Raw genomic sequence first — 24232 nt, 5'->3', positions numbered from 1 at the left:
CTATTCATCTAATGGGAAAAAACAATTTGGAACGATGCAAGTCTCTGCGTCTCTTCCGGACTGCCCTGCTGGCATTCTGCCTTCTGGCCGGAATGACCGCATCGGCCGCTCCTCTGACTGTATCAGGTACAGTCACCCAGGCTTCCGACGGTGAACCGCTTGTCGGAGTCAGTGTCCTCATCAAGGGCTCGTCGCAAGGCACATCGACGGACATTGACGGCAACTATACCCTTAAGGCCGACGAAGGCGCCACTCTCGTATTCTCCTATGTAGGTTTCACAACCCGCGAAATCAAAGTGACGTCAGAACGCATGGATGTCGCTCTCGTAGAAGACTCCGAAGTACTTGACGAAGTCGTAGTCGTGGGCTACGGCGTCCAGAAAAAGAAACTTGTCACCGGAGCTACCGCACAGATCAAGGGTGATGACATCGCCAAGATGAACACCACTTCTCCACTGCAGGCTATGCAGGGCCAGCTCCCAGGCGTAAACATCGCCAGTGAGTCAGGACAGCCCGGAGCAGCCATGAAAGTGACAATCCGCGGTCTTGGAACAACAGGCAATGCTCAGCCTCTTTACCTCATTGACGGTATCGGCGGTGACATCTCTACTCTGAACCCTGCCGACATCGAAAGCATCGACGTGCTGAAAGACGCTGCCTCGGCAGCCATCTATGGCGCGCAGGCAGCCAACGGCGTTGTGCTCATCACCACCCGCCAGGGCCGTGAAGGCAAAGCCAAAGTCACTTTCGACGGCTACTACGGCTGGCAGTCGGCTCCCCGCAAAGCCAAGATGCTCAACGCTCAGGAATATATGACTATCATGGACGAACAGCAGATCAACAGCGGTCTCGCTCCCTATGACTGGTCGTCGATCAGCAGCATCTGGCGCCGTGATGCCGATGGCAACCCTGTTTCGGTCTATGACACCGACTGGATGGATGCAATGTTCAAGGACAACGCCAAGACTCAGAGCTACACTCTCGGTGTGACAGGCGGCTCGGTAAATTCAACCTATGCCATGTCTCTCGGCTATATCAATCAGGAAGGTATCGTAGGTGGCAAAGATGCTTCGGACTACTCCCGCTACAACTTCCGTATCAATTCAGACCATAAACTCTTTGACGGCATCATCACTGTCGGCGAACAGGCAAGCTTCGTTTACGTCAACTCAATCGGCATCGGCGTGGGCAACCAGTATAACAACACCCTCCGCGGCGCGTTCTACACATCTCCGCTCGCACCTATATATAATGCCGACGGCGATTTCAACTCAACTGTCAATTCCGACTGGAACAAGGGCGACGGCAACCCCTATGGCAACATGATGCTGCTTAAGAACGACAACAAGAGCGCCACTTTCTCAGGAAATGTCTACGCCCAGATCGAACCGATCAAGAATCTCAAGGTGCGCACCGTGTTCGGCGCTGTCTACGGTGCTTCCGAATACCGCAGCTTCGAGCCGGTCTTCCAGTTCACCTCGACTGACACCTCCCACTCCTACACCAAAGTAGCCCAGAACAAGACCAACTCTCTCGGCATGACCTGGACCAACACCGCTACCTACGACTGGGACATCAAAGACCACCATTTCAACGCTCTCATCGGTATGGAAAGCTACCGTTACTCAGGTTCTTATCTTGAAGCCAAGCAGAGCCATCTCAAAGAAGGCTTCGATGACTGGAGCCACGCATGGATCAGCAACGGCACAGCTGCCTCTACTGCCGACGGCCTCAACGCCGCAGGCTATCCTCATGACGAGTCTCGTTCGGTCAGCTACTTCGGACGTATTGGCTGGAACTGGAAAGAAAAATACATGATCAACGCCACCGTGCGCCGCGACGGCTCTTCGAAGTTTGCCCGTGGCCACCGCTTCGGCACCTTCCCCTCTGTTTCGGCAGGCTGGAACATCTCCAACGAAAAATTCATGGAATCTACCCGCTCATGGCTCGACTTCCTCAAAATCCGTGCAAGCTGGGGCCGCGTAGGTAATCAGAATATCGACAACTACCAGTATCTCTCACCGATCAAAAACCTCTACGCCAACTACTTCTTCGGACAGTACATGGGACCAAACGGTGTCTACAACGGTGAATACAACTCCACCTGGGCCGACAACTGGGGCGCATACCCCGAACGTCTCGGCAACCTCGACATCACCTGGGAAACTTCCGAGCAGACCGACTTCGGTTTTGACGCCCGCCTCTTTAACAGCCGTCTTGCCGTAGCATTTGACTTCTACCTCAAAAACACAAAAGACTGGCTCGTTGTGGCTCCGATTCTTGCCACCGCAGGTACTGACGCTCCATTCATCAACGGTGGTAACGTGAAAAACACCGGTGTCGAATTCAATCTCACCTGGACCGACGTAATCGGCCGCGACTTCTCCTACAGTGTAGGTGTCAACGGCGCGTTCAACAAAAACAAAGTCGGCTCGATCCCCAACCAGGACGGTATCATTCACGGCAATGTCAATGAACTCTACAACAACACCCCTGAATTCTACCGTGCTGAAAACGGCAATCCAATAGGATACTTCTGGGGCTTCAAGACAGCAGGCATCTTTCAGAACCAGGAACAGATCAACCAGTGGCTTCAGGCCGGCAACGGTGTGCTTCAGGACAATGTGCAGCCCGGCGACGTGATCTTTGTCGACATCAACCGCGACGGTGTCATCAATGACAACGACAAAGTCAACCTCGGCAATGGCATGCCCAAGTTCACCTACGGCTTCAACATCAATCTCTACTACAAGAACTTCGATCTCGGCCTTGTCGCCACAGGTGCCGCCGGTCAGAAGATCGTGCAGAGCTACCGCAGCTGGGACAGTCAGCAGGCCAACTACACCACCCGTATCCTCGGCCGCTGGACAGGCGAAGGAACATCCAACAAAATTCCGCGTGTGACCAACCAGAACATCAACTGGCAGTTCTCCGACCTCTATGTGCAGGATGGCGATTTCCTCCGTCTCTCGAACCTCACCTTCGGCTACAACTTCGCTCCCCTCATGAAGCAGAAATGGTGCAGCAACGCCCGCCTCTACTTCCAGGTACAGAACCTCTACACATTCACCAAATATGACGGAATGGACCCGGAAATCGGTTATGGCACCCAGGCATGGGTATCAGGCGTAGACCTCGGCTACTATCCGCGTCCGCGCACATTCCTCTTCGGTGTGAACCTCGCGTTCTAAATTCACTTTCTTATAAAGTTTAGATCTATACAAATGAATAAATTTAAAGTCAACATACTCGCACTCGGTGTTGTCGGGCTGCTCGGCATGAGCTCATGCTCAGAAAGCTTCCTCGATGTAAATTCGATGACAAATTCCAATACCGACAATTTCTATAAGACCGAAGCCGATGCATGGCGCGCGCTGATCGGCTGCTACAACGGCTGGCGTCAGACTTCAACCGCTCCCGGCATAGGCTTCTACGTAGCCTCCACCGTCATGGGCGATGAATGCTACGGAGGCACAGGCAACTCCGATGCCCGCAACTATCAGGTCATCGACCGTTTTGACCAGAGCGAATCGCCCGCCGATCTCCAGATGTATGCACAGGATTGGAAAATGTACTATCAGGGAGTCTACCGCTGCAATGAGCTTATAACCCGTGAAGATCAGATCAAGTGGAAAGACAAAGACTCGAACCGCGGTCTCTACATGGGCGAATGTCATGCTCTCCGAGCCTTCCTCTATTTTGACATGGTACGTCTCTGGGGCAACATACCTCTGTTTCTCGAACCCGTCAATGAAAACCGCAGTCAGGCCGATCCCGCAGAAGTCTATGCTGCTATTTTCGAAGATCTCAAATATGCGATCGCCAATATTCCCGGTGATGCAAATCTTGAAAAATCACAGTTCGGCCGTATCACAAAATATGCCGCAGAGGCAATCCTTGCCCGTGCCTACCTTTATTATACAGGCTATTACGGACAGGAACCCGGTTTCACCAATGAATCCGGCGAAACCACAGGCGTTGTCACAAAGGCGGAAGCCCTTGCAGCTGTCGAAGATGTCATTGCCAGCGGCAACTACGAACTTCTGGACTCATACAAAGACTTCTGGCCGGCATCATCGCTCGTAGCCAATACAACCTCAGCCGGATGGAACGAAGCAGCCTCCACTTACGCAGGCGATGCCAACTCAGAGGTAGTGCTCAGCATGAACTTCACTCCGATGGCCTCATATGCTACCGAAGGATCGGGATCGGCTGACGGCAACCGCTGGCAGGTGATGATGGGTATGCGTAGCCCGCTCAGCGTGGTTCCCTACTACTGCGGCTGGGGCGCATGCACCGTGATTCCCTCATTCATCAATTCCATCTATGATGCTGCCGATCCCCGTCGCACAGCAGGCGTGATTGATATTGCAGGCGAAGGCATCGGATCAGACGCAAACTTCAAACCGTCATATAATGACTGGCGTGAATATACGGGATATACCGTTAAAAAATATTCACCCATCGCTTTCTATCAGCTCGAAAACGGAGCTCTGGTCATAAAAAATGCTAATATGTCTACCGGAGCCGGTGATATGCAGATCAATAACTGTCAGCCGTACAATATTATACGCTATGCCGACGTTCTTCTGATGGCAGCCGAACTCGGCTCGCCTCAAGCTGCAACCTACATGCACCGCATTCGTTCGCGCGCCGGACTTTCAGACATCCCTGTCAATAAAGAAAACATCATGGCGGAACGTGCCCGTGAACTTGCCTTTGAAGGCATCCGTTACTGGGATCTCCTGCGTCAGGGAGTTGAAGTGATGGCTGATGCAGTTGTAGCCAGTGCCGGTTCCGTACAGAATGGCGGATCTCCCGCTCAGGTTTCATACAACCGCAACAAGATCATTGCCACAAAGGGTCTTTCGCAGATTCCCAACGATCAGATTATTCTTTCAAACGGTGTGCTTAAGCAGAACCCAGGTTGGGCTGATTGACCTTAAGGAAACACACAGTTATTATATTATTATTTTCTGAAAAACATGAAGCATAAGTTTTTTTATTCATTTCTTGCAGGCGTGGCTCTGATGTTTTCTTCCACTGCCTGTACGCCGGAAGATGAATCCCTTCCCGCTCCTGATCTGACGGCTGCGGATCTCGTGGAAGGCAAAGCATACACAATTGAAATCGACCAGGCTACTAACAAGGTTAAAATGAAAAGCCTCCTTGGAAGCCGCTACGTCACAAGCTGGATTCATCCGCAGGGCATAGAGCGCAAAACCTCTACAGAAGCCAACATCCCCTTTGCCGGTGATTATGAAATCCGTTTCGGCGTAATGACCCGTGGCGGCATAGTCTATGGCGAACCCTATCGTTTCACACTCGAAAATACCAACGGTGACCTGCTGACAGACCCTCTCTGGACATACCTCACCGGTGGGGCCGACCAGTCAAAAACATGGGAGCTGGACACCAAAAACCTTGATTTAGGCGCGTTCACATTCATGTGCGCTCCGATGGGATGGGACAAATTTACCGACGGCAAAACATATACCGAGGCCGATTATCCCTCATATGCCGAAGATGGTGTCGATGACCCCAACTGGGTATGGCAGGCCGGTGCTCCTGACTGGCTGTTTGGCGATGCCGCCACTACCACAGCTACCATCGAGTCTATCCACGAACTCACGTTCGATCTCATCAATGGCGCAAATCTGACTGTCAACGGCCAGACAAAAGCGTTCGTCATGGACCCTGATAGAAAAACTATCACTATGCCTGCCGGATTGAACTGGCTTGGCGACCGCATTGGTGACTCGTATTTTGTCGACATGGTTAATATCGAACTGGTCAAACTCAACGAACACGTTCTCGGTCTCAAACTCATCCGTAACGACGGCAAAGGAGGCAACAAGGATCAGCGCATGGTTCTCTGCTTCGTTGAAAAAGGCTGGGACGGCGAGTGGCCTGTCACCGGACCGTCTCTGTCGACAGTTCCACCGGTTCTTCCTGAGTACAAGGATCTTGCCACGGATCTCTTCACCATTATCGGCGATGATGCTTCTTATCACGCAACCGCTGTCACATATCTCCTTGATTCTGAACAGCCCTATTGTCTTATGGAATGGGACGGTACAGTGAAGAACGGTGAAGGCAAGATTGAAGGTGCATGGAAAAAACTCTCTGAACTCTATGGCACTCCCGCCTGTCCGGCTTTCTCTGATGACGAATTCGTAATGACAATGAATCGCTACACCGGCTACAAAGAGGATTCTGACGGCAAATTCAGCATCCCTTACAATGCCTACGGACTTGCTATTGAAGAACGCCTGGCGCAGACTGAATTCACCATTGAAGGCAACAAGATCGTGTTTGCACGGGAAGTGACACTTCTCGCCACTACTCCTGATCCCGTCAAGGGCAAAGAATTCACAGTCTTTGAATGTAACCCTGAAAACGGCACCCTCGTTATCGGTGTTCCCGTGGCTAAGGATGAAAACGGTGTCGCCAACCGCTATGTCTGTGCCAATCTGACTGTCAAGCCTCTTGGCGGTGGCCAGGCAGGTCCGACTGTTATTGCTGTAAATCCTGAATATCTTAACTGCTACATCCAGGATGGCCACCACTATCGTCTGGAAGTCTACAACGCATTCTATGATGCCGATGGCCTCTATCCTGTTGATGTGACCAAACTCCGTCTCAAGAAAGGACAGACCATCAAGCTTGCATTCCGCCTCCCCGGCATCACCTGGACTGACGGAGCTGACCCCAAAGTAGTCTTCGGCCATAACTTCGATGACCTGGCTGCTTTCAACTGGGATTCAAATGACGCAGGTGTGTTCAGTAATCCGTCTGTTTCCCTCAACAAGGACGGTGTGACCGAAATCAGCCTGACCAATACCACCTCCGGAACTCTGAAGTTTGAGGGCACAAGCTGCTTCTCAATCTGCATACAGCAGAAGGGTCTTGTAGTGTCACCGCTTGACGCCGACGGAAATCTTGACGCAACTGTGGTCAAGCCCGAAATCGTTTCGCTGACAATTGAATAAACCATGAAACAAGGAAAATTTTAACATGAAAACCAAAATATTTCTCTGTGCGTCGCTCATGCTCGGCCTTTCCTTGGCTTCCTGCAATGACGATGACAATTATTTCATCTCGACGGACCCCGTTATAGACCAGTCATCGGTCACAACCGGTTCCTCTGATGTGACGGCCAACAGCGCAACCCTCCACGGAACGGTGGAGGGCCTGGCCGACAAGTCTGCTGCATTCTACTCTGTAGGATTCTACTATGGCGAGGATCAGAACAGTCTGACAAACCGCATTGACGGTGTGCTTGACAAAAACGTCGTGACAGCCACTGTCGATGGCCTTGAGACCGGCAAGACATACTATTATCAGGTGTTTGTATCTCTCAAGGGCCAGGTTTCATTCCAGGGCGAAGTCAAGTCATTCGTGACCACCAGCGCCACCGTTGTCACGGACAATGTACAGACCGTTGATTTCGCATCAGCCACTATGGGCGGAGCCGTTACCGAAGCACCTGAAGGTGCCACAGTGGGTGTGGTTATATCTGCTGATCCTGATGTGGAGAAAGTCCGTGCAGGTCTCATTGTTCCCGCTGCGGAGCAGGCTGCCGCATTCTCTGTCGAAAAATCAGGCTTCGTTCCCGGAACCAAATATTACTATGCCGCTTATCTCGATCTTGGCGCAGGTGTCATCTACGGCGACGTGAAAGAATTCACCACTGACGCAAAGACCTTTGATGCCGATGCCGATTTCGTAGACCTCGGTCTCTCTGTCAAATGGGCAAAAAGCAATTTTGGCGCGAAATCAGAGTCTGACTTCGGAGGCCTCTTCGGCTTTGGAGATCTTTCAGGTGTCAATACATCGTATCTCCCCGAAGACTATGCTTCAGGCGACATCTATCGCACCAAGCAGGACCTCGCATGGAACGTGACTGGAGGTGTCGGAACACTTCCCTCTTACCAGGACTATGAGGAACTTTTTGCAAAATGTACAGCCGAATGGACTGAAGTTGAGGGCGTAGCCGGCTACAGACTGACCGGCCCCAACGGAAACTCCATCTTCCTTCCCGCTGCCGGCACTCGTACAGTCAGTGATATCAGCTCTCAGGGCACAGCAGGTTACTATGCCACAGGCTCTGTAAACAATGGCGATTTCTACTATGCCTATCAGTTCTCGTTGTCCAACAGAGCCCGCGCCTCTCTTCCTGTCTATCAGGCGGCAGCAGTCCGTGCCATTTCAACTGCCCGCAACATTCCGTTTGACAAGACAAAACTCTATGGCAAATGGTACATGGAAAACGGCCAGGACGGCAAACTCCACGTGTTTGAAGGTCCCTTCACCCAGTTTGGCGTAACTGACAACTGGAACACCATCACCAACAATCATCCCAATGTCGAACAGCAGATCGGATGGGAAATGGGAACCAACAACGGCTGGATCGGCTACACTTACGGCAAGGACTATGGCTACATGGAATTTCTTGAAGACGGAACCGTCAGCATCCATCGTATCGCCGAGGACGGAACAGTTACCGACGAGACCGGCCACTACACTATTGACGAAAAGAACGTTGTCCTTAACATTGACATTGACATTCTTTGCGGCAACACCTGGCTTGCCAACAAATCGGGAAGCCTAAAGATCCTCGCTCTTGACAATGACGGACTCCGCATCGCCATCCCTGACGGAGACTACGGCTATGCAGTCAACTACTACAGTGAACGCAAACTGGAGTTCGATGACGCCATTCCGGTCAACTTCCAGTGTGTAGGCGGTGACTGGAACGGTGAATGGGGGGCGATCTGCGACCGCATTGATGCCGAAAAACTCGAAGGCAAACACACCGTGACCTATAACGGCACCGTCAATGGCGCTATGGTATTCAACATCGACTTCCAGAACCTTGTTGCAAAATATCCGACAGCCATCGTCTATATCAACGATATACGTTGTGACGGCAAGTCAATAAAATTTGATGCCAACAGATTCTTCTATGGCGACATTGAAGACAACGGCAACTACCGCATTGAGCTCTTCAACATCTGGGGCAAGGGCCAGCAGGGCGGCAAGGTTGTGGGAAGTCCTTTCAGTGCAGCCACAAATCTGGAAAGCGAGCCTGCATTCCAGGTTTCATCTGAACTTGAGATAGACTACACAATTAATCTCAGCCCCGCCTACTACACTCCGGGTCTTATCACAATCAATCCCTCATGGGGTGGTGACTGGACCGGTCCGAATGACGGATCGTTCACCGTTGTAGTTGACGAAAATTCAAAAATTGCCGCAAGCAAGAAGAATTTTGTCATCACTCTCAACTCCACAGACCATGCCGACGGATCGATAATGACATTTGTCAACACCGAGCAGCTGTATAAGGACTTCCCAGGCACCCACATGACTCTTACATCGCTTGAACTTGACGGCAACGCAGTAACCGGCTGGGATTCTGCCAAAGTTCTTAACTCTGATGACGGTGACAAGCATCGTCTTGAACTTTGGAACACCTATGGAATCACTGCATCTTCAGGCTGTGCCTTCGGCACACCCGTTCAGAGCGGTGGCGAGATGAAGATCGTGGAACTCGGATTCTCGAATTCGATGAGTGTAGGCTTCACCGTTGACAGACTGTTCCCGATTGTTGAATGGTGATTTTCAAATAACAGAAATAAAATTTATAGAGAAGTCCGGTGAGGCTTCAGTCCGGCCGGACTTCTTTATTTTTTGATAAAATATCTACAAATGAATATGACTAAATCAATTCTTTTTGCTTTCTGTACGGTGGCAGGCGGTTCGTTTGCCGCATCGTGTGACAATGACAGAAATGAAATGCGCTATGAAGTGATTCAGGTGCCCGATCAGCTTTTTGCCGATGGTATGACTGCTGCTGCGACTGGCGGACCACAGACATTTATAGTAAAGTCGCCTGCAGCCGTATCGGTTCAGGTTGAAAAAATAGATGAGGACGATGATCTAAAATGGATCAAAGCAGAAGTTGGTGACCGTACAGCCGACGGTTCCCCTGTGACTGTGATAACCGAACTTAATGAAACCCGCGGTCCGCGTTCGGCCCGTGTCTCGGTTTTTGCAGGCAACGTGGCCCGCGGCATGGTTGTCACTCAGCCCACCTCTGCTCCTGTGGTGCCGGCCGAAACCCCCATCAACAATGTCAGCGCAACTGAGATTGCCAAAAACATCTTTGCAGGTGTCAACATCGGCAATACACTTGAAGCTCCTGACGGAGAAGGATCATGGTGTCGCCCTGTGACTGTCAGCTACATCCGTGGCCTTAAGGCCGCAGGTTTCAACGCCGTGCGTATCCCATGCGCCTGGAACAGCCACATTCAGGGTAAGACAACCGCTGAAAAAGCCAAAAATATAATTGATCCCGCCTGGCTTGATCGTGTTGACGAGATTGTAGGCTGGGTTATAGGCGAAGGCATGTATGCCATTGTGAACATCCATTGGGACGGTGGCTGGCTTGAAGAAAGCTGCGTAAACGGCTATGATGCTGACGTTGACAAAAAGCAGAGCACTTTCTGGACTCAGATCGCCAACAAACTCAACCACTATGACGAGCATCTTCTCTTTGCCGGCATGAACGAACCCGGCCAGCAGAATCAGTCTGCAGCCGGCCAGCAGCAGTCTGTCAATGCAATTATGGCCTATCAGCAGACCTTTGTCGACGCTGTCCGTGCTACAGGCGGAAACAATGCTTCACGAGTGCTGATCCATCAGACTCCTTTCACCAATATTGATGAAGGTGTCAGAGGCCTCTATAAACTTCCCGAAGATCCCGTAGCAGACCGTTCAATGGTCGAAGTGCATTTCTATGATCCCACTGACTTCACTATCATGGATAAAGACAACGCTTGGGGGGGTCCCAACAATCCTATCAAGCTTTACTGGGGTGAGGCCAACTTCGTGGCCGGTTCTGACCGCAACTGCACATGGCACAAAGAGGCAAATATTGATGCCCAGTTCAAGAAAGTGCAGGATGCCTACGTCAGCAAGGGAGTTCCTGCTATCATAGGCGAATATGGTGTTGCTTCTAACCGCAACATTGATAGCATGGATGTTGAAAAACACAAAGCAAGCCGCGCCTATTGGACTGAATATGTCACCAGATCGGCCAAGGCTCATGGCTGTGTGCCCTTCTTTTGGGAAACCGGTGGAGACATTGACCGTAACAACGGCAATCAGCTTAACGGCTATCTCTTCAATGCCCTCATGAACGGAGCTGCCAACGGCATCTATCCCTTCTGATAAAATGTCAGCTTTAGAGATTGTTTCTGCTGTGAGACATTCTCATAGACAATCTCTTAGAAACGGCCCGCATGAAAATTCTGTCTTCATGCGGGCCGTTATGTGTGTCTTGCGTTTTCGGAGGCTCACTCCTGCTCGCCAAACTCGCGATGGAGCACCATGAAGCGCTCCAGAGTCTCAGGCGAAAGCCTTTGCATTGAGCGTATCACCTTTTCAAGCGGCTTGCGCTGCATGTCGCCGCTCTTTGAATAGAACTTGTCGGCATAGCAGACGAGGCGTTCGAGTGTTGACTGCGGCATGTAGTCCCCGTCAGGATCAAGAGGCAGATGCTGCCGGGCAATATCCTCACGGCTCAGGCCCGCTCCGGTATGGCGCTCGGCCACACGGGCGCAGTCCTCTCCAAGACCATCGCTGCGCAGCAGTGCGGCGCCAAGCACACCGTGGCGTATATAAGGCTCGTCGCCATGACACTCTATGCCTGGAGCGTCACACATGAAAATGCCAATGTCGTGGAGCATAGCGGCCTCTTCTACCGCCGCCTGATCAAGGCCGAGCCCTTTCCGGCGGTTGATTTCAAGTGCCAGATCGGCCACCGAACGGCAGTGGGCCATGTAAATATCCCGAAGACGGCTGCCTTCGGGATAATATCTGTCAATCATTTCCTGCCATGTCATGGCTCAGTGTTGTGGATTGATTCTGTGAATTGTCTTGGATCACTCTAATATAGTGCACCATCCGTGGACGTCCTCAATCTCTCCGAGCTGAATGCCGCGGAGCGTATTGTAGAGGCGAGTGGTGATGGGGCCCGGTTCGCCGTTTTTCGAAACGATATATTTCTCGCCGGTGTCAAGGTCATCGATCTCGCCGACGGGTGAAGCCACAGCGGCAGTGCCGACAGCGGCGGCTTCGTCGATATCGCGCAGTTCATCGACCGTGATGTGGCGGCGTTCAACCTTCACTCCCATATCCTCGGCAAGCTGCATGAGGCTCTTGTTGGTGATCGAAGGCAGTATCGAGTTAGAGGCTGGAGTGATGTAGACACCGTTCTTGATGGCGATGAAGTTGGCCGGACCGCATTCGTCGAGATATTTCTTTTCCTTCGGATCGAGATAGAGCACGGCCGAATATCCAAGCTCGTGGGCGTGTTCGCCGGCAGTGAGCGATGCCGCATAGTTGCCGCCCACCTTCCAGAGGCCTGTGCCGTTGGGGGCCACGCGGTCATACTGGCGCATGATGCAGATATTAGTCGGCTTGAATCCGGTCTTGAAGTAAGGACCTACCGGAGTAACGAGAATAATGAAAAGATATTCGGTAGACGGCTTGACACCGACCTGGGCCGAAATGCCGAGTTCGATCGGGCGGATGTAAAGTGATGCGCCGGAACCGTAGGGCGGCACGAAGCGCTCATTGAGTTTCACCACTTTCAGCACCATTTCCTTGAATTTCTCCAGCGGCAGCGGCTCCATAAGGATTCCTTTGGCTGATTCCTGGATGCGGCGGGCATTTTCTTCGAGGCGGAACACTCGCACTTTGCCGTCCTTGCCGCGGAAGGCTTTGAGGCCTTCGAAAATTTCCTGGCCGTAGTGGAGACAGGTGGCGGCGATGTGGAGACTGATCTCTTCGCTTTGCGACACTTCGATCTCGCCCCATTTCCCGTCGCGGAAATAGCAGCGCACATTATAGTCGGTGGGGATATAGCCGAATGATAGGTTTCCCCAGTCAAGTTCCTGATTCATGATATGAGTTTTTATAGTTTATGGCAAAATTACATAAAAAGGCGCAAATTACTAACAATGATTCGGTAAAATTTGAGGTTGTTCAGCCTTGGCTAAGCCGCTAACTGAGCCAACCGATGATTTATTTTCTGAATTATTTTGAGATGCGGAGATTTTCCGCAAGTCGAAATAATTGTTGAGGCGAGATAAGATTCAAACATAAGCCGTTTGAACTGCGCTACCGAAAGATCCGGATAATCCTTCCTTATGACCTCTTTGCAGACATTGAGGGCTGTGAAGGAAAGATTGAACGCAAAGTCAAGCCGCTCCCTGTCGCGGGTCTGCTGTGACTGAAGTCCGGTAAACTGCTTGGCATCGCGTATACCGAACTCGATCTGGAAGCGTGTGCGGTAGAAACCGATGATCTTTTCAGGTCTCATGTCGGTGTCGGTAGAGAAGTAAAGAAGAGGCTCTCCGTTTTCAACCGGACATACCACGATACGGATGTCGCGTTTCAATGCCCTCGAATGTACGACCGCCGTGTGACATCGGGTTTTGATTCCTTTGGAATCCTCATATATGAATGAAGTGAACACGGACATATCAAGAGTTGAGAAATCCACTTTCTCTCCATACTTTTTCTTTCTGCCGCGTCTTCGCGTGGCGGAGGAATCCGGTATGGCCAAATACCTGAGATATGAATTGGCACGTAATCTCCCGACAAACCGGAATCCCATGCCAATCACCTCATTTACAAACTCATATTTGGAGAAAAAGGCATCGGCAACCAGAATATCCGTCAGTGAGAGCAGCTCTGCCGCCTTTGACCTGACAAGTGCCACATACCAGTCAAGCATTGACATTTGTTTCTCAGATTCAAGAGTCCTGAAGTTCGGTGACTGGACAGCACCGAGCATCACACATGTATGTTTACTCAGACTTATTGCCCCGATCGCCATTATCTCCAGACCGCGTTTGACACGTTGTGCCACCCCTGACCAGAAACGGCCTATGCCATATGTCAGGCTGCCTGACTTTGAAATGAACGACGGATCGATTGCCACTGCCATGTCATCGGACGGTCCAAAACAATCCTGCGCCATACCTATGTTGACTTTCATCCAGTCTACGGGTGTCTTGAAATTGGAGGCAAAGGTCTTGGCTGTACGACCGCCATAGCGCGACAGCCGGGTAAAATTGACTTTGCCCGGAATCAACGCCACAGTGCGTATTGTTAAAATCAGCCAGTTGAGGAACCTTTTGCTCATCTTGGTTGTAGTATTTTCAAATACCGACTTACACTGAAAGGTGAAGTCTTTGAGAATCGCCAATACGTTCATATTGTTTAATGTTTTTATAATGAACGCTTTGGCGATTCATTTGTATTTGACGATTCGATATACAATGATTCGGTAAAATTTGAGGTTGTTCAGCCTTGGCTAAGCCGCTAACTGAGCCAACCGATGATTTATTTTCTGAATTATTTTGAGATGCGGAGATTTTCCGCAAGTCGAAATAATTGTTGAGGCGAGATAAGATTCAAACATAAGCCGTTTGAACTGCGCTAACGAAAGACCCGGATAATCTTTCCTTATGACCTCTTTGCAGACATTGAGGGCAGTGAAGGAAAGATTGAACGCAAAGTCAAGCCGATCCCTGTCCCGGGTCTGCTGAGACTGGAGTCCTGTGAACTGTTTGGCATCGCGTATGCCGAACTCAATCTGGAAGCGGGTGCGGTAGAAACCGATGATCTTTTCAGGCCTCATGTCGGTGTCGGTGGAGAAGTACAGGAGAGGCTCTCCGTTTTCAACCGGACAGACCACGATACGGATGTCGCGTTTCAATGCCCTCGAGTGTACGACCGCCGTGTGACATCGGGTTTTGTTTCCTTTGGAATCCTCATATATGAATGAAGTGAACACGGACATATCAAGGCTGGAGAAATCCACTTTCTCTCCATACTTTTTCTTTCTGCCGCGTCTTCGCGGGGCGGAGGAATCCGGCATGGCCAGATACCTCAGATATGAGTTGGCACGTAATCTCCCGACAAACCGGAAGCCCATGCCAACCACTTCATTCACAAATTCATATTTGGAGAAAAAGGCATCGGCAACCAGAATATCCGTCAGTGAGAGCAGCTCTGTCGCCTTTGACCTGACAAGTGCCACATACCAGTCAAGCATTGACATTTGTTTCTCAGATTCAAGAGTCCTGAAGTTCGGTGACTGAACAGCACCGAGCATCACACATGTATGTTTACTCAGGCTTATTGCCCCGATCGCCATTATCTCCAGACCGCGTTTGACACGTTGTGCCACCCCTGACCAGAAACGGCCTATGCCATACGTCAGGCTGCCGGATTTGGAGATAAACGACGGATCGATTGCCACTGCCATGTCATCGGACGGTCCAAAACAATCCTGTGCCATACCTATGTTGACTTTCATCCAGTCTACGGGTGTCTTGAAATTGGAGGCAAAGGTCTTGGCTGTACGACCGCCATAGCGCGACAGCCGGGTAAAATTGACTTTGCCCGGAATCAACGCCACAGTGCGTATTGTTAAAATCAGCCAGTTGAGGAACCTTTTGCTCATCTTGGTTGTAGTATTTTCAAATACCGACTTACACCGAAAGGTGAAGTCTTTGAGAATCGTCAATACGTTCATACGCTAAGATTTTTATAATGAACGCTTTGGCGATTCATTTGTATTTGACAATTCGTTATATTAACTTAAGTTTCAACTACTTCTGTAATTTTTACCGAATCATTGGATATAAGTAAGTCGTAAAAATTAATTTATACTAAGCCGCATGGACAAAATTGATATTGAGTTCAGATCCAAGCGCAGCCAACGCACGGTTAGTTGCATAGAGCAGGGATTCTGTGGAGCAATAATCCGCAGGTCTGAGCCATTTGCCCTTGAGGATTCTCCAGAGCGTCTCGGCGATATTCAAATGTGGACTGTACGGTGGAAGGAAAAAGAGATACAACCCACGTTTCTCCCATATTGGACGGAGTTCCCGCATGAGTTTGCATCTGTGGACGCTTGCATTGTCAAGGACAACAAAAGTGTTTTTACGGATACGGAGAGAAAATCGGTCAAGAAAGTCGGCAACCTTGTCAGCGGTCATATTCTCAGTTGTGGAGAATCCTTCATATCGATTGTTGCGGTCTATCATGCCGAAAATATTGAGTCTCAGACCTCTTTCAGATGGGATATAGACATCTTCACCTCGGAACTGCCATCCGTATGGCACATATCCCTCGGTGCAGATGTGGCTTTCATCTCCATAATAAATGTCGATGAGACAATCTTTTTCCTGTTGTACGAGTTCTTGCAGCTTCTCGGTCTTATACGCATAGAGCTGCGGCGAGGGTTTCCCCTTTGGACGTTTTCTTATACGTCTATATCCCGCGCCAAGGCGGATAAAAAAGCCCTGAAGGTACTCTCGGAGGCTTCTTTCCCTGAAGCCTGCTGCCATGCCTCTTTCGCTTTCTTCACGCTCTGCCTGTCGTTCTCTATGGCTTTGCGTACCGACTCTTCGTCCGAGCAGTCCATTATTGGCTTCCGACCCCGTCCGGGACGTGTTTCCAGTCCTTTGATTCCTTCGGCCTCGAAGCGTTTCACCCAGGAATTGACTGATATATGGGTCATGTCGGTCTGTTCTCCAACCTGTTCCGAAGTCAGGCCGGTGGATTTCAGAAGCACTGCGCGACAGCGCATGCGGTATGCGTGGCTCTTGCCTTGGCGAAAGCCTTCCTCTAATTGCAGACGTTGTTGGTCTGTCAGTTGTATAACTTTGATTTTTGCGATAGCGTTGTGTCTTTATGTGTTTACACAAAGATACGCAAAAAAATTGATATAAACTAATTTTCAACATCTACTTATTAACTTAAGTTTCAACCACTTCGGTGATTTTTACCGAATCATTGTACTAAGTAAAATGCGCCAAAAAGTTTTAAGAATAAAAATCGACTTGAAATTCTGCGGAAAATCACAATGGAAATGCCGTCATCAGCTTACTTAGCTGTGACGCGCAGCACTCGTGAGGCGTAGTCGGTGTTCTTGTGATAGTCCACCTTGTGGGTCAGAGGAATCTCAAGTCCGTTCGACATCAGATAGCGGCCGCTGAAAGTCTTGCCCTCGAAACTCAGAGGCTCTTTGTCAATGCGGTTCAGCTCGGTGATCATATAGATCTTGTCGGGGTCGAGACCGGCCATCACCACACGCGGGAGCTGCTGGTTCATGAATGTTTCGGTCTTCCACCAGTAGAACACGGCGTCGTCTTTCTCCGGAGTGACATACATCAGCGAGGCCACACCCTTTCCATCGTAAGGCGAGATCAGACGGTAGATGTCGCCGAACTGCACTATGGGGCGGATCTTCTTGTAGTCAGTGATGGCCTGACGGCACACGGCCTTGTCTTCATCGTTCATGTCGCGGGGCTGCATTTCGAGACCGAGACGGCCGCTCATGGCCACGTCGGCGCGGAATTTCACAGGAATTCTGCGGAAAGTCTGGTGGTTGGGTGAAGCCGAGATGTGCGATCCCATAGCAATGGCAGGGAAGAAGTAGCTGGTGCCCCACTGCATGTAGATGCGCTGCAGAGCGTCATTGTTGTCGCTGGTCCAGAATTCGTCAAACCAGGGGAGAATGCCCCAGTTGGCACGGCCGCCGCCGCTGGCGCAGGCCTGGATGGTCACATCGGGATGTGCCTTGCGGATGCGATTGAGCACAGTCTCGAATCCCTTGTGATAGTCTATGTAGAGATGGCTCTGATTGTCGGCGGTGAGATACTGCGAGCCGTGGTCCATGATCGGCGCGTTGGCATCCCATTTGATATAGTCTATGGCCGGATATTTGCGCATGAGGGTGTCAACGACGGTAAACACTATGTCCTGCACTTTGGGGTTGGCGAGATCGAGCACTAACTGAGTGCCGCCTCGTCCCTGAGTGGCCGGGCGGTTGGCAGCCTTTATTATGTATTCGGGATGCTTTTCGTAAAGTTCGCTGACGGTGTTTGTCATTTCAGGTTCGATCCAGATTCCGAACTTTATACCGTGGGTGGACGCAGAGTCGATCAGCGCCTGGATTCCGTTGGGAAGCTTGTTGGTGTCCACAACCCAGTCGCCGAGGGTGGTGCTGTCGTTGTCGCGGGGATATTTTTTGCCGAACCATCCGTCGTCCATCACGAAGAGCTCTCCGCCCATGTCGGCAATGTCCTTCATCATTCCGTCCATCACAGGCTCTGTGATATTGAAATAGACACCCTCCCAGGAGTTGAGCAGCACTTTGCGCTCGGTGTTGCCGGCGTGCAGACGGTGGTTGCGTCCCCAGCGGTGGAAATTTCGGCTCACACCTGAGAGACCTTCTTCGGAGTAGGTGAGAGCCAGAGGCGGAGTCACGAAACTTTCGCCCTTCTTGAGATGGTATTCCGAATTCTCCTCGTTGATGCCGGCAAAAAAGTGGTGATAGTCGCTGTCATCAGTGTCGATAAACAGTTTGTAATTGCCTGAATATTCAAGAGCTGCGCCCACGGTGCGGCCGGTGTTTTCCTGCGGCTTGCCGTCAAGCGAGAGCATGATCTCGGCATGTGAGGTGTGGGAATTACGCGCTCCGTCTTTGTTCTTTATCATCCTGACCCCGTGGTTGAGCGGAGTCTCCGACACCTTGCCTTCGTTGGCCCATGAGCCGTAGAGCTGAGAGAGCCATACGTTGCCGTAGCGCACCGGGAGGTAGCCCGACATGAAGCGGTTGAGGGTGACAGTGCCCTTTTCATTATTCTTTACATCGACCCAGGTCTCGATTACGTCTTCACCCGGATATGTACGGTAGTTTACGTTGAGGTCAAAAGGATAGACCTTGTCGCGCATGGCTATGGTGGTCACGTCGGCTCCGTCGGCATCTTTGCGGCTTGTGATGCCGGTCACTTCAGTGTCGGTGGTTCTGTTGCCGTCGGCGTGGGTCACGCTCATGGCTGCTTCGGCCTGCGGATAGATACCATAGACTGGATAGGCATCACGCTTGATGGCGCCTGCGTCTGAAAGGGTAGCTATATCAGCATCGCTGAGCCTGTTGCCATAGTGGAGGATGCGGAGCTTGCCTCCTTTTTCGGCGTCGAGTACAAGAGATGTGTTTGGGGTGGAGATGTTGACTGTCTCGGCAGTAGCCGGAAGTGCGGCTGTCATCAGCAGCAGCGCCGCTCCGGGCAGTAAAAGGAATTGCTTCATGGGAGGACTGAGGTAAAATGTAGGTTATGTTTCGATATCTACAAAGATAATGAAATTTTTGAAAACCGGAGGCTGTGTCAAGCTCTTGCGCCAATAAAATGGCAAAAAAGTATGACTACTTCCTCATGTGGCAAAAAGTCATCATGCAGAGGTCGTTTTGGGCCAAAAGCAAGGCCGTTTTTGACTTTTTGAACAGCGAGAAACCGAAAAATCGTGCTTTTTGCAAGATTTACAATGACTTTTTACGTTTCCGTAAGGTAAAAACAGTTGCGATTGAGGAAAAATCATTACATTTGTGCTGTAAAACCAATCTAATTTAGCATTTCTCTTTTTTTGTAACCATGAGAAAGTACACTTTCACGCTTCTGCTTCTATTGTCGATGGTATGCAACATGGCCGTCGCGCAGATCATGAACCCCGTAAAATGGCAGGCCAAGGTCGAAATGACAGGCGATGTCCAAGGGCAGGTAGTTCTTACAGCTGCGATCAGTTCCGGCTGGCACATGTATGCGCTTGATTGCAACCCTGATGCCGGTCCCCAGATTCTTGAGATCTCTTATCCTAAACTCGAAGGAGTGACTCTCGAAGGAAAACCCACACCCAACAAGCCCTCTCACAAACAGTTTGACGAAATGTTTGGAGCCGAACTCTCATGGTGGACGCAGAGTGTGACCATCACACAGAAGTTCAAAGCCACCAAGCCTGAGTTCAACATCGACGTGATGATTGTGTGTGGCGCTTGCAACGATGAAAACTGCATTCCGCCGTCACGCTCTACATTCAACCTCTCAGGCACGGCCAAGATTGCCGCTGCCGTCTCTTCAAAAGATGAGCCGAAAGAAAAGGCAGAGGTGAAGGAAGAACCCAAACTTGTCGAGACTGCCGAAGTCGAAGTGGCTGAGGAGGCCGCGGTGCTTGTTCCGGCAGATTCCGTAGCCGCAGATTCTCTGACCTCCACCGCTCCTGCAAGTGCAGGTGCCGACCTCTGGGCCCCCGTGTCATTCGAGGATTCAGAAAGCGCCGAGGACTTCTCGTCGACTTCTCTCTGGTACATATTCTTCACCTGCTTCCTCGGTGGTCTCGTGGCCCTCTTCACACCCTGCGTGTGGCCAATGATCCCGATGACTGTCAGCTTCTTCCTTAAAAAGGGAAAAGACCGCGCGAAGAGCATCGCCGATGCCTGCACCTACGGTCTGTCAATCATCATAATCTACGTGGCCCTCGGCCTGCTCATCACCGGTATCTTCGGCGCAAGCTCGCTCAACGCACTCTCTACCTCGGCCGTCTGCAACATCATCTTCTTCCTTCTGCTCGTGGTGTTTGCCATCAGCTTCTTCGGAGCCTTTGATATCAAACTCCCCGAATCATGGTCAAACAAGATGGATGCCACAGCCGAGAAGACCACCGGTCTGCTCTCCATCTTCTTCATGGCCTTCACCCTGACACTTGTGTCATTCTCCTGCACAGGCCCTATCATCGGCACTCTGCTCGTTGAGGCAGCCTCACAGGGCGACCTCTGGGGCCCGGCAATCGGTATGCTCGGCTTCTCGACAGCCCTTGCTCTTCCGTTCATGCTATTCGCCATGTTCCCCACAATGCTGCAGGCCGCTCCCAGCTCCGGCGGCTGGATGAATACACTGAAAGTGGTGCTTGGTTTCGTCGAACTCGCCCTCTCGCTCAAGTTCCTCTCTGTAGCCGACCTCGCTTACGGATGGCATATTCTTGACCGCGAAGCCTTCCTCGCTCTCTGGATCGTGATCTTTGCCCTGCTCGGCCTCTATCTGCTCGGCCAGTTCAACTTCGCCCACTACGGCCCGGCTGACAGAAGTGTCGGTGTGACCCGCTTCTTCCTTGCCCTCTGCTCGTTCTCGTTCACAATTTATCTGATCCCCGGTCTCTGGGGCGCTCCTCTCAAGGGAGTCAGCGCATTCGTGCCCCCGTTGTTCACTCAGGATTTCAACCTCTACGGTGACGGCTTCAAGGAATATGACGACTTTGAAGAAGGCATGAAGGTTGCCAAGGAGTCAGGCAAACCCGTCCTCATCGACTTCTCCGGCTTCGGCTGTGTCAACTGCCGCAAGATGGAAGGCGCCGTGCTTGACGAACCGAATGTCAAGGCCATGATCGAAGACAACTTCACAGTCATCAAGCTTATGGTAGACGAAAAGAAGAACCTTCCGGAGCCTATCACTGTTAAGGAATATGGCAAGGATATGACTCTCTACACCTATGGTGACCGCTGGAGCTATCTGCAGCGCTACAAATTCAACGCCAACGCCCAGCCCTACTATGTCATTCTCAATGACGAAGGCGAGCTCCTGTCAGGGCCCTATACCTATGACGAAAATGTGGCCCGCTTCTCCGAGTTTCTTGAAAAAGGCATCAAAGGCTATAAGAAATAAACTCTGATCAGAGTAGATCTGAATTCCACCCCATATGGGGGCTTAAAGAGGCGGCGTGTCGGACAAGCAGTGCGACACGCCGCCTTCCGTTTACGGCCACGCTATATAATCTGAACCTCACGACATGTCAAAAACAACTCTACGAAAATTACTCAATGATTTCAGCGACGTGCAGCTCCGGTCACTGATCATGGATGTCTATTCCCACAGTAAGGACGCGAGGGAATATCTCGACTTTCTGGCCGACCCTGATGTAATGAAGAAGACCGAAGAGTACAGGGCTATTCTCCGTAAAGAAGCCACCCGCTATGCCAAAAGGGCATTCCGCCCGCGCATATCGCGTCTGCGCTCTACTCTGAAACGCTTCCGCTCGCTCGAACCGGGCGATGATGCAGTGGCCGAACTGATGGTTGACACTCTGCTGGCTCTGATAGGCAACGGCGCGCAGACATGGCTCCTTGACGCTCTTTACACAAATATCGACAAATTCATGGACGAGGTGATGGACTTTCTGCAGGAGCGCGACATGGTGCAGGACTATGTGCCGCGCATACTGAAAATGCGGCGCTATATAAGTGACTACCGTCATACAGTCAACCCGCTCCGGAAGATTGTCGACAGCAATCTTTCCAAAGCGGGCGCAGATCTGAGTCAGTATGATCTTGATGCGTGAGAGGCAGCTTTAACAGCCTCTGACAGGTGTGGCCTCAGTCGAGTTTTATCTCGGCTTCCGACATCTCGTCATATTCTTCCCATGAAGGGTCATTCTCTGTATAGATGGTCAAGGGAAGCAGGGGAAACGATTCAAGAGCCTCGTTGAGTTTGCGGCCGAAGATGTGGGTGCTCAGAGTGTAGAAAATCCAGTCGCGCTGACTGTCGCCGGTAAAGATGCCGGTGAGCACAGCCACCGGATCTTTGTGAAACTCCTTCTGCAGAGCCTCCTGGACCTCCTCCATAAGGGTTGAAGTCTCCTTGTCAGGCATACCTTTGGCATCGCCCTCATATTTCCAGCTGACTTCCACGCGGATGTTGAAGCGCGGATTGGAGCGGAATTTTTCTACGTCTTTGCGGCCCGTGACGAGAATCAGTTTGCCTGATTCGCTTTCAGTGGGAGCCGTCCACCAGGTTCCATTTTCCATAAATCGACAGTTTGGTTCAGATAATGCGTTGCTCATATATTATATATGGATACAACGCTTCGGCAAAGATACAAAAAATCAGGGGATCACAAAAAATAGCATTTTTTGTGATCCCCTGATTTTTTTGTGGCCGATGATCGGCTACACGTTAGCCGTGTGTACGGATTATTTCAGTGACTGAAGCAGGGCCTTGATCTTTTCTGAGCTCGGACGCGGTGCATCGTAATCCAGAAGCTTGCCCTCGCGGTCATAGATCAGGAAGTGTGGGATTCCACGGATGTTGAGTTGTTTGGGCAGCTCACCGTCACTGTTCCAGAGCTGGTTGCCGTGCATGTTGAGTTGTCCCATCTTCTTGAGCCAGGGTTCTTTGGCGGAGTCGATTGAGATCGAGACGAAAACCACGTCTGAATTCTCGAAATCCTTTTCAAGTTCCTGAAGATACGGAACCTCCTTGCAGCACGGTCCGCACCATGAAGCCCAAAGGTCTACATAGACGAATTTTCCTTTGAATTTACTGAAATCAACCTTGTTTCCCTCGTTGTCTACGAGTGTCACTCCGGCAGGGAAAGGAGTGCCGGGTATTGTGGCGAGGCGTGCGCGGAAAATTGTTAGATAGGTCTGTGGCAGCGAGTACTGTTCGACAACGGCTTTCAGACGGGCCTCACCATTGGCAAAATCATTGGCATAGTCAAAGGAATCGATAAAGGAGCTGACAAGTAGCTCTCTGATGCGGCCTTTGATCTCCGGAGTTTTGTATATGTTGTCAAGAGCCGCGAGGCGTTCCTCCAGAGTGCCTTGGGGCAGGCTGGCGATGATAATCTGCGGTGCGGTGGGGAAAGATGCAGCCATCGGTGTGTCAAGCACTGTGGATGCGGCGGGCAGAATATCGGCTGAGCCGAAGCCGAGCTGGCGTTTGGCCCGCATGGCCATATAGTCGGCGAAGCGATAGGCGTCAGAGGCTGCGATATAGGCCTGGATACGCATGAAATCAGCCACTGCGGTAGGCAGATGGCCGAGACCGATAAGCGAATCGGCTTCTGTGATACAGCCTGTAAGCATGCTTCTGATCTGTTCAGGACTAAGGCTTTCAGCTTTTGCGCCAAGTATTTTGGAATTCTGAGTCTGTGAGGTGGTGTAGGTGTTAAGAGCCGAATTGACATTGTCAGAGAGTGAGGTGGCAGTGGTGGTGCCGTCAAGAATCAGGGAGAATTCTGATGCCGGTTTATCAGCCGGAATATAGAACGGAAGTGAATACTGGGCGTTTGAGTTTGAGACAAACAGATAGTAAAGCCCGTCAGGATTGACATTGACCTGGCCTTTGGCGTTGCGGCGGCTTTCATCTGCGGTCAGTTCCACAAGTGCTTCTCTGGATGTATCGTTGACAGGACGTACGAACATTCTGAGGTCCTCAGCCGGCATGCCGACGGTCAGATCCAGAGTTGCGGCTCCGGCAGGAATGGCGGTGCACATGGCCAGAGCGATGGTGATATAAGTTGATTTCATGAT

Annotated in this window: 14 protein-coding genes and 2 pseudogenes; 7 read left to right on the top strand and 9 right to left on the bottom strand. The window is 51.1% G+C overall.

The genetic code is table 11. From position 1 onward, the window contains the following. Positions 1-11 precede the first annotated feature (11 nt). From FDZ78_RS04290 to FDZ78_RS04270, 5 genes are all read left to right on the top strand, one after another. Entirely contained in the window at positions 12-3191 is a 3180-nt protein-coding gene (locus FDZ78_RS04290) for a TonB-dependent receptor (protein ID WP_107031649.1), read from the top strand. A gap of 33 nt (positions 3192-3224) precedes the next feature. After that, entirely contained in the window at positions 3225-4940 is a 1716-nt protein-coding gene (locus FDZ78_RS04285) for a RagB/SusD family nutrient uptake outer membrane protein (protein ID WP_136408078.1), read from the top strand. Between the two features lie 45 nt (positions 4941-4985). Beyond that, positions 4986-6992 (top strand): hypothetical protein, encoded by a 2007-nt coding sequence (locus FDZ78_RS04280; protein ID WP_136408077.1) that lies wholly within the window; start codon positions 4986-4988, stop codon positions 6990-6992. Between the two features lie 25 nt (positions 6993-7017). Next, entirely contained in the window at positions 7018-9624 is a 2607-nt protein-coding gene (locus FDZ78_RS04275) for a hypothetical protein (RefSeq protein WP_136408076.1), read from the top strand. A gap of 96 nt (positions 9625-9720) precedes the next feature. Beyond that, positions 9721-11238, top strand: coding sequence for a cellulase family glycosylhydrolase (locus FDZ78_RS04270; protein WP_160630362.1), 1518 nt, complete (start codon positions 9721-9723; stop codon positions 11236-11238). A 125-nt stretch (positions 11239-11363) separates the two neighbouring features. Here the strand turns inward: FDZ78_RS04270 and FDZ78_RS04265 are convergent, their stop codons facing one another. The 7 genes and pseudogenes from FDZ78_RS04265 to FDZ78_RS04235 all read right to left on the bottom strand — a co-directional run bounded on the left by FDZ78_RS04265 (position 11364) and on the right by FDZ78_RS04235 (position 19185). Next, the gene (locus FDZ78_RS04265; protein WP_124075679.1) at positions 11364-11912 is read right to left on the bottom strand and encodes an HDIG domain-containing metalloprotein; all 549 of its coding nucleotides are present in this window, start codon (positions 11910-11912) and stop codon (positions 11364-11366) included. 39 nt (positions 11913-11951) lie between these two features. Continuing rightward, entirely contained in the window at positions 11952-12974 is a 1023-nt protein-coding gene (locus FDZ78_RS04260; RefSeq protein ID WP_107031643.1) for a branched-chain amino acid aminotransferase, read from the bottom strand. Positions 12975-13066: 92 nt separating this feature from the next. After that, entirely contained in the window at positions 13067-14293 is a 1227-nt protein-coding gene (locus FDZ78_RS04255) for a transposase (protein WP_124076708.1), read from the bottom strand. 99 nt (positions 14294-14392) lie between these two features. Beyond that, positions 14393-15619, bottom strand: coding sequence for a transposase (locus FDZ78_RS04250; protein WP_136408189.1), 1227 nt, complete (start codon positions 15617-15619; stop codon positions 14393-14395). A gap of 136 nt (positions 15620-15755) precedes the next feature. Next, positions 15756-16520: pseudogene (locus tag FDZ78_RS04245) on the bottom strand (IS630 family transposase); the annotation flags it as partial. Next, positions 16442-16678, bottom strand: a pseudogene (locus FDZ78_RS14800) (helix-turn-helix domain-containing protein); the annotation flags it as partial. The pseudogenes FDZ78_RS04245 and FDZ78_RS14800, both read right to left, overlap by 79 nt. Positions 16679-16974: 296 nt before the next feature. Continuing rightward, positions 16975-19185, bottom strand: coding sequence for an alpha-galactosidase (locus FDZ78_RS04235; RefSeq protein ID WP_124075878.1), 2211 nt, complete (start codon positions 19183-19185; stop codon positions 16975-16977). Between the two features lie 341 nt (positions 19186-19526). On the opposite strand from FDZ78_RS04235, the gene FDZ78_RS04230 reads away from it, so the two are divergent. Together FDZ78_RS04230 and FDZ78_RS04225 are read left to right on the top strand one after the other, a co-directional pair. Next, positions 19527-21587, top strand: coding sequence for a protein-disulfide reductase DsbD (locus FDZ78_RS04230; RefSeq protein WP_107031640.1), 2061 nt, complete (start codon positions 19527-19529; stop codon positions 21585-21587). A gap of 124 nt (positions 21588-21711) precedes the next feature. Then, positions 21712-22260, top strand: coding sequence for a DUF6155 family protein (locus FDZ78_RS04225; protein WP_124075879.1), 549 nt, complete (start codon positions 21712-21714; stop codon positions 22258-22260). 34 nt (positions 22261-22294) lie between these two features. Here the strand turns inward: FDZ78_RS04225 and FDZ78_RS04220 are convergent, their stop codons facing one another. Then, on the bottom strand, positions 22295-22726 hold the full coding sequence (locus tag FDZ78_RS04220; protein WP_123398255.1) for a DUF695 domain-containing protein: 432 nt from the start codon (positions 22724-22726) through the stop codon (positions 22295-22297). 165 nt (positions 22727-22891) lie between these two features. Beyond that, positions 22892-24229 carry a TlpA disulfide reductase family protein gene (locus FDZ78_RS04215; protein ID WP_123398254.1) on the bottom strand — a complete coding sequence of 446 codons (1338 nt, stop codon included), beginning with the start codon at positions 24227-24229 and terminating at the stop codon, positions 22892-22894. Positions 24230-24232 lie beyond the last annotated feature (3 nt).

It is taken from the genome of Duncaniella sp. B8, from assembly GCF_005304985.1.
In the GTDB taxonomy this organism is placed as follows: domain Bacteria; phylum Bacteroidota; class Bacteroidia; order Bacteroidales; family Muribaculaceae; genus Duncaniella; species Duncaniella muris.
The sequence above is the reverse complement of the archived record's forward strand: the minus strand, read 5'-3'. Positions and strand labels throughout refer to the sequence as shown.